This is a genomic window from Collimonas sp. (assembly GCF_035566555.1).
Lineage (GTDB): Bacteria > Pseudomonadota > Gammaproteobacteria > Burkholderiales > Burkholderiaceae_D > Collimonas.
In genome coordinates this window covers 1-2,520 of record NZ_DATMRB010000003.1, presented here as the reverse complement: position 1 = coordinate 2,520, position 2,520 = coordinate 1, and the positions used below count along the sequence as shown (strand labels likewise).

Annotated in this window: 1 protein-coding gene and 1 pseudogene; both read right to left on the bottom strand. The window is 60.6% G+C overall.

Features of this window, described 5'->3' with window-relative positions; all coding sequences use genetic code 11:
• Positions 1 to 283, bottom strand: a pseudogene (locus tag VNZ65_RS00365) (RND transporter); the annotation flags it as partial.
• 2 nt (positions 284 to 285) lie between these two features.
• Positions 286 to 2,520: efflux RND transporter permease subunit (locus VNZ65_RS00360; protein ID WP_325664947.1), on the bottom strand; the 2,235-nt coding region annotated here is incomplete at its 5' end.

Sequence of the window (2,520 nt, the reverse complement as noted above, 5' to 3'; positions counted from 1 at the left end):
GTGCTTCCTTGACGTGTGCCAAGGCCATTACCAGAGTCGGGCTGGACTGGGTGGCGTCCGTGATCAGCTTGCTGAGTTCGGCGTCGCCGAACACCGACCACCAGGCGCCGCGGTCGGCGGCGTCAGCCGGCTGCGCCACTTTCCAGCTGCCGTCCAGCGCTGCCGCTTCGCGGTACTGGGCCGGGGTGTCGACCGCGACCTGTTCTGGCGGTTTGGTGGTGGAGCAGCCTGCCAGCACCAGCGCTGCCATCATTGCAGTCAGTTTCAAGTTAAAGCTTTTCATGGTCAGATTCCTTCGATATGCGCCACAGCGGCATGCGCTGGCGCAACTGGGCCGCGGCTGGCCGGCGCAGGGCCTGCATGCTGCTTTTCTTCAGGCTTGGAACTGGTAAAGCGAGACGCCAGAGTACGCAGCAGTACATAAAAGATCGGCGTCAGGAACAGGCCGAAAGCCGTCACTCCGATCATTCCCGAGAACACCGCCACGCCCATTGCATGGCGCATTTCGGCGCCGGCGCCGCTCGACAGGATCAGCGGCACGACACCGGCGATGAAGGCGACCGAAGTCATCAGGATGGGCCGCAGGCGTAGATGCGCGGCTTCGATTGCAGCGGCGTAGATGGAGCGGCCTTGCAGCTCCAGCTCATGGGCGAATTCGACAATCAGGATGGCGTTCTTGCAGGCCAGCCCGACCAGCACGATCAAGCTGATCTGGGTGAAGATATTGTTGTCGCCACGGGTCAGCCAGACGCCGAAAATCGCTGACAGGATGCCCATCGGTACGATCAGCAGCACCGCCAGCGGCAAGGTCAAACTTTCATACTGGGCAGCCAGCACGAAGAACACCAGCAGGATCGAGAGCGGCAGGATGATGAACAGCGTGTTGCCGGCGATCTTGTCCTGATAGGTGATTTCAGTCCACTCGTAGCTGATGCCGCGCGGCAGGGTCTCGGCCGCGATGCGTTCTACTGCTGCCTGGGCCTGGCCGGTACTGTAGCCGGGCGCCGGGCCACCGCTGACATCGGCCGAAGGGAAGGCGTTATAGCGCATCGCCTGGTCGGGGCCGTAGCTTTGCGTCATTTTCAGCAGCGAGGATAGCGGCACCATTTCGCCCTTGTCGTTGCGTGCTTTCAGCAAGCCGATATCTTCAGCATGGGCGCGGAACGGCGCATCAGCCTGGACCCGAACCTGGAAGGTGCGGCCGAACTTGTTGAAGTCGTTCACGTACAAGGAACCCAGGTAGATCTGCAAGGTGTCGAACACCGAAGGGATCGACACCCCCAGTTGCTGGGCGCGGACACGGTCGACGTCGGCGTACAGTTGCGGCACGTTGATCTGGAAGCTGGAAAATATCCCAGTCAATTCCGGCGTTTTTTGAGCTTTCGCCATGAATGCCTGCAAAGCGTCGTTCAAAGCGTGGTTGCCCAGTGCGCCGCGGTCTTCGAGCTGCAGCTTGAAGCCGCCGATGGTGCCCAGTCCATGTACCGGCGGCGGCGGGAATACGGCGATGAAGGCGCCCTGGATGGCCGAGAATTTCTGGTTCAGCTGCTTCGCAATGGCGATGCCGCTCTGGTCGGGGGCGCGGCGTTCATCAAACGACTTGAGAATGGCGAATACGATGCCAAAATTCGGATTGTTGACGAAGCCGTTGATCGACAAGCCAGGAAAGGCCACGGCCGATTCCACGCCAGGTTGTTTCAATAAAATGTCGGACATCTGGCGCATGACATTTTCAGTACGGTCCAGCGAAGACGCACTGGGCAATCTGACGAAACCTACCAGGTATTGCTTGTCCTGGGCTGGCACAAAGCCGGTTGGCACGGTGTGGAACAGCAGCGCGGTAATACCGATCAATACTGCGTACAGGGTCAGCGCTGCGGACTTGCGTATCAGGATGCCGGTCACGCCTTCGCCATAAGCACTTGAGGCGCGATGGAAGAAGCGGTTGAACACGCTAAAAAAGCCGCCGAAGAAGCGGTCGATCAGACGCTGGAAAGCATCCTTCTTGGCGCCGCGGCTTTTCAGCAGCAGGGCAGCGAGGGCAGGCGACAGGGTCAGCGAGTTGAAGGCCGAGATCACGGTCGAGATGGCGATGGTCAGGGCGAACTGCTTGAAGAACTCGCCGGTCAGGCCGCTGACGAAGGCCAGTGGCACGAACACCGCGCACAGGGTCAGGGCGATCGCGACGATCGGTCCCGATACTTCGCGCATCGCCTTATAGGTCGCCTCCTTGGCGGACAAGCCGTGCTCGATATTGCGTTCGACATTTTCCACCACCACGATGGCGTCATCGACCACGATCCCGATCGCCAGCACCAGCCCGAACAGGCTCAGCGCGTTGATCGAAAAGCCGAGGCCCATCATCACCGCGAAAGTACCGATGACGGAGACCGGCACCGCCAGCAGCGGGATGATGGAGGCGCGCCAGGTCTGCAGGAAGATGATGACCACGATCACCACCAGCAGGATCGCTTCCAGCAGGGTGTGCACCACGGCTTCGATCGAGGAGCGGACGAACTG